The organism is Pseudomonadota bacterium (assembly GCA_016927275.1).
Classification (GTDB): Bacteria; UBA10199; UBA10199; order 2-02-FULL-44-16; family JAAZCA01; genus JAFGMW01.
In genome coordinates, this window is the sequence record JAFGMW010000040.1 from 1 (window position 1) to 4755 (window position 4755).

7 protein-coding genes are annotated in these 4755 nt (G+C 63.4%); all 7 read right to left on the reverse strand.

Translation table 11 applies throughout. The features are described 5' to 3' along the window. On the reverse strand, positions 1-440 hold a 440-nt coding region (locus JXA24_02705), incomplete at its 3' end, for a thrombospondin type 3 repeat-containing protein (protein MBN1282668.1). 135 nt (positions 441-575) lie between these two features. Beyond that, positions 576-1481 (reverse strand): flagellar biosynthetic protein FliR, encoded by a 906-nt coding sequence (locus JXA24_02710; protein MBN1282669.1) that lies wholly within the window; start codon positions 1479-1481, stop codon positions 576-578. Positions 1482-1581: 100 nt separating this feature from the next. After that, a complete protein-coding gene (gene fliQ / locus JXA24_02715; GenBank protein ID MBN1282670.1) occupies positions 1582-1848 on the reverse strand; it encodes a flagellar biosynthesis protein FliQ in 267 nt (88 codons plus the stop codon). 82 nt (positions 1849-1930) lie between these two features. After that, entirely contained in the window at positions 1931-2707 is a 777-nt protein-coding gene (sctR, locus tag JXA24_02720; protein ID MBN1282671.1) for a type III secretion system export apparatus subunit SctR, read from the reverse strand. Next, positions 2704-3075 (reverse strand): flagellar biosynthetic protein FliO, encoded by a 372-nt coding sequence (locus JXA24_02725; GenBank protein MBN1282672.1) that lies wholly within the window; start codon positions 3073-3075, stop codon positions 2704-2706. Before JXA24_02725 ends, sctR begins: the two co-directional genes overlap by 4 nt. Before the next feature lie 80 nt (positions 3076-3155). Next, on the reverse strand, positions 3156-3620 hold the full coding sequence (locus tag JXA24_02730; GenBank protein MBN1282673.1) for a FliM/FliN family flagellar motor switch protein: 465 nt from the start codon (positions 3618-3620) through the stop codon (positions 3156-3158). Between the two features lies 1 nt (position 3621). After that, positions 3622-4581 carry a hypothetical protein gene (locus JXA24_02735; protein ID MBN1282674.1) on the reverse strand — a complete coding sequence of 320 codons (960 nt, stop codon included), beginning with the start codon at positions 4579-4581 and terminating at the stop codon, positions 3622-3624. Between the last annotated feature and the right edge of the window lie 174 nt (positions 4582-4755).

The window sequence follows — 4755 nt, forward strand, 5'->3', positions numbered from 1 at the left end:
CCGTCGCAGTCCGCGTCCACGCCCGCATCGCACGCGTCGATTTCGCAGCCGTCGGAGCCGACATCGACGCCATCGGCCGTGTCGAGGCATGCGTCGCACGCGTCCCCCACGCCGTCGCGGTCGGTGTCGCGCTGCTTATGCTCCGGCGGGCCCCAGCCATCTGCAGGCCACACATCTTCGGCCGGATTTGCGACGCTCGGACAGTTGTCCCAGTGATCGAAGACCCCGTCGCCGTCGGTGTCGGCGAGCAGGAAAAGTTGCTTGATCGTATCGCCCTTGGACGGGACACGGCTTTTGCCAGTTGCAGCCGCCGCCTCGACCGCCCACAGCGCCGCCAGCACCGCAATCGCCACCATCATCGCCAGTCTCTTCATCTTTATCTCCTGGTCTGTGCCTTCGAAAACCCCGCCCCGCGAACTTCTCCGCGATAAATTTAACATGCATATCCCATGCCAGATAATAACATTGAAATTATTGATGATTTAACACGATCGCCGGCAAAACCGCAGCCATTTGACCCCGGATGGGGAATGGAATACCCACTTGCCACTAACAAGCTGATAGTTTCTGGTAGCTCATTCGATTGTCTTCACATCGGGAATCTCTGATTCAGGGGCCAGCCCCTCCTCGGGGGCGGGGGGCTGCGGCGCGCCCTCCGGGACCTTGCCCTGCAGCAGATCTATCGCCTCGGCGACGTGGCGGTCCGCGGCGAGGCCGTACCTCTGCATCTGGTCGGTGACCATCGTGAGCGAGAGGAAGAGGATGAGGACGCCGAGGCTCCCCTTGAGGGTGAAGCCCAACATCCAGACGTTGATCTGCGGGGCTATGCGGTTGGCGATCCCGAGGATCAGGTCGGCCATGAATATGGCGATGATCACCGGCATCGACAGCTTCATGGCGATGAGCAGGACCTGGCCGGTGAGCTTCATGAACATGTCCATAAGCGGGAACATGCCCGGCCCCGCGGCGGGGAACTCGAGCACCGGAAGGGCCCGAAAGCTCATGAAGAACGTGTCGAAGAACATGAGGTGCCCGCCGATCGCCAGGAAGAGAACGAGCCCGAGCTGGAAGAGGAAGATGCCGGTGATCGAGACCTGCTCCCCCAGCTGCGGGAGTATCGAGCGGGCGATCGACACGCCGCGCTGATTGTCGATCATCTGGCCGACCGAGCTCATGGCGTGGAAGATGACCGCCGCCGAGAACCCGATCGCCGCGCCGTAGAACGCCTCCTTGAGATAGAGCACGACGAGCAGCATGCGGTCCTCGGACAGCGGCGGCGGCTCGGCGGGGACGGTCGCTCTGTAGGCGAAGAGCGCGAGCACCACCGAGCCGGCCATGAGAACGTAGCGGGGCACCGGCTTGCCGAATATGAACGGGACCACCGAGCCCATGGCGATGATCCGCACCCAGATGAGGGAGTAGTAGATCAGGTGAAAGCTGACGTCGATGTTGACGCCGAGTCTTTTGAAAAGATCTTCCATAAAAACCGTGACTCGTGACTCGTGACTCGTAACTCGTGACTCGTGATTCGTGACTCGTGATTCGTGACCGGCGGGTCGGTCACCGGTTACGGGTTACGTGTCACGAGACATAGGTTGGAAACGACTCGTATATCGACGAGGCGAAGGCGATCAGCTGCGCCAGCATCCAGGGGCCGGCGAGCGCGAGTATCGTGACCACCGCCACGAGCTTGGGCACGAAGGTGAGCGTCTGCTCCTGGATCTGGGTTGTCGCCTGCAGTATGCTGATCGTGAGCCCCACCAGCAGCGCGGTCATGACCGGCGGCCCGGTGAGGATCAGCGCCAGGAACATCGTCTGCTTTGCCACCGCCACGAAGTATTCAGGCATCGAAAACCCGTGACTCGTTACTCGTGACTAGTGACTGGCGGGATCACGCCAGTTACGAGTTACGAGTCACGAGTCGCGTCCATTACACGTATCCAAGTATCAGCCCCTTCGCTATCATGTGCCAGCCGTCCACGAGCACGAATAGCAGCAGCTTGAACGGCAGCGAGATGGTGATCGGCGATATCTGGAACATGCCCAGCGACAGGAGTATGTTCGCTATCACAAGGTCGATGATGAGGAACGGCAGGAAGATTATGAATCCTATCTGGAACGCCTCCTTGAGCTCGGAGACCACGAACGCGGGCACGAGGTTGATGAAGTCCTTGTCGGTTATGTCGGCGCGGTACTCCTCTTTGGCCCTGAGCTTGAGCCCGAGGTTGTAGAACAGCGCCCGCTCCTTGGAGTGCACGTGCTTGAGCAGAAAGTCGCGGACCGGCTCCTTGCCCTCGTCCACCGCCTGGGCCAGGAGCCTGAGCGACGCCTGAGACAGAAGGGGCTGGTTCGTGCCCTGGTTGATCGTCGAGCCCGCGACCCTGTAGATGTCGTAGCCGACCGGGACCATGATGTAGATCGTGAGTATCATGGCGAGCCCGGTGACGATCATGTTGGGCGGCACCTGCTGCGTGCCCATCGCGTTTCTCACCAGCGCCATGACCACGGCGATCTTGACGAACGACGTGATCATCATGACCACGAACGGAGCCATGGCCAGCGAGGCCAGCACCGCCAGCAGGACCAGCGGCTTTGAGACGCCGATCTCGCCCGCCTGCGCCCAGGCCGCGGTCGAGAATGCGAGCCCCGCGAGACCGGCAGCGCAGGCGATCGCGCACCTTTTGTGCCTTGAGATGAAAGCCTTCATGAGAGCTTTCCCCCCGTTCCCTCGACGCCGAGGGCCCTGGCCTCATCCTCCGTGAGCTCCGCAAAGGCGTTTATAGCATGATCGGAGGTGCCGATCACCAGATATCTTTTCCCTATCGCGACCAGGTAGAGGTTCTTCCTCGGCTCGATCGCCTGCCTCGCGATGATCCTCGCGAACCCGTGGCCCGCCATCTTACGGAAGATCGGCATGCGCGGGGCGCCGTACTTGAGGAAGATGATCGCGCCCATGCAGACCGCGCCGAGCAGGAGCAGCATCTTGATGAAGAGCCAGGCGAAGTCAGGGACCGCCGCCGGGGATGCCGGCACGGTCTCCATCTCCGCCGCCAAAATAGACAGTATAGATAACATATCGAGTCGTGAGTCGTGAGTCGTGAGTCGTGAGTGGCGGATTAAAAAACTCACCACTCATCGCTCACCACTCACGACTGTCATTTAACCATTTTCAGTATTCTGACGCCCAGCTTGCCGTCCATGTCGACCAGCTCGCCCCGGGCGATGAGCCTGCCGCCCGCCACCACGTCCACGGTCTCCCCCGGCGGCCTGCCGAGCTCCACCACCTGGCCGAGAGAGAGCTTCATGAGCTCGCCCACGTTGGTCGTCACCTTGCCTATCACGGCCACCAGGCTCACCGGCACGTCCGGCGCAAGGCCGGCGAGCGATTCGGAGAAATCCTCGGGGAGGGGCTCCTCGGCGGCGGGGCCCTCCGGCTCCGCCTCCATCTTCTCGAAGCCGGCGAAGTCGGGCAGCTCGTCTCCCTCCTCGCCGCCCTCTTCCTTCACATCGTCCGCGCCGGGCTCGGTCCCCTCGTCCTCCTGGCCCTCCTCCCACTCCTCGAACACATCGAGGTCGTTGATCTGGGTCTCGTCGCCCTTTTTGTCCTTTGGATTCACCATGTCACTCTCCCCTGTGGATTCCCCTGACGCACGCCCTGGCGCGGCCGGCCTCCAGCGTCACGTCCGCGTCCAGCCCCGCCCCTTCGCCGAGCCCCGCGCGCAGTATCACCCTGCCGCCCGCCGGCCTCGCCTCCGAGCCGGCGGCCCGCATGGCGGGCAGGCCCGACAGCGCCAGGTCGCCCCCCTCGAGCAGGACCACATCGCCCTCCTCAAGCCTCGCGATGTCGGCGGGGGTGACGGTCGCGCGGCCCGCCTCGGCCCAGAGCGCCGTGCGAACGTAGTGGTATCTCTCCATTGCCCTCATGCGGGCGGCGCGCTCGCCGGGCTTCGACTCGCCGGGCGCCTCGGCCTCGAGCATCGCCTGCTTCACGAACGGCTCCGGGAACACGAGCCTCGCGAACCCCGCGTGCCTGCCCATCCCTGCGCGATAAGCCAGCACCGCGCAGCGCGACTCCTCCGCAGCGGCGGCCTTGGCCTCGTCCGGCGAGGTCGCGAGCCGCTCCAGCCTGAAGTGAATCCTCTCCTCGCCTTTGCATCTGCGGTGCACCTCGGAGAGGACCTTGGCGATCAGGTACTGCAGCACCGCCTGCTCTGTCTCCGACAGCTGCCTCGGCTCGGGCAGCGACTTGACGTGCCCGCCGAGGAGCCGCTCCACGGCCATGAGGGCGAGCGTCTGGTCGATCTCGCAGAGCATCTTGTCCTGATACGGCGCGAGGCCTATCACCGCGACGATCGGGTGCCTGGGTAGCCTCGCGCAGAAGCTCGCGAACGCCTGCTGCTCGACCGCCTCGAGCACGAGCGAGAAGGACTCGCCGAGCTCGTCCGCGACCGCCTGGCGCAGCCCGTCGAGGAGCCCCTCCCGCGCGCCGGTGGCCGGGAGAAACGAATAAACCGCAGCCAGAAGTTCCTGCTCCGCCCCCGAGACCTTCTTGAGCCTTAGCTTATACGGCCTGACGGTCATAATTTGCGTTATATCATGCAGTTAGGGTGATAGCAACGTATATAAGACTTCGCGTGATGGCCTCCGGGTGGCGTCGGGTCAGGGATACCTGTCTCGCTACGGCTCCAGACATACGACTCCAGACGGAGTGGGTCGTGGCGCTCTCCTCGCTATCCCTCCTCGCCTCATACGCCG